This window comes from Enterococcus spodopteracolus, assembly GCF_030441955.1.
GTDB classification, from domain to species: Bacteria; Bacillota; Bacilli; order Lactobacillales; family Enterococcaceae; genus Enterococcus_B; species Enterococcus_B spodopteracolus.
On sequence record NZ_JARJHD010000185.1, the window covers coordinates 1 to 250 of the forward strand.

1 pseudogene is annotated in these 250 nt (G+C 36.0%); it reads left to right on the top strand.

Going from position 1 to position 250, the window contains the following annotated elements:
- Nucleotides 1-214, top strand: a pseudogene (locus P3R27_RS15110) (hypothetical protein); the annotation flags it as partial.
- Nucleotides 215-250: the final 36 nt, after the last annotated feature.

Consider the following 250-nt stretch of genomic DNA (forward strand, 5'->3'; position numbering starts at 1 on the left):
ATTAGTTGAAAAGCTAGAGTTTGCAGAAGAAATAGTAAAAACGCTCCCTACTATTAGAGGTAGTAAGGAGCATCATGAATTGAATGTTGAAAAAGTAACAGATTCTGATGAACAGTCATCTATTTTTTCAGGAATGACTTTTGAAAGGCCGCCAATTTCAAAAAAAGAATACATCGCTCTGTACGAAGATTATGTTAGGCGAGCGAGATTCTAGTAGTTACGGGATTCAAGTTCACTCATAAAACCATCG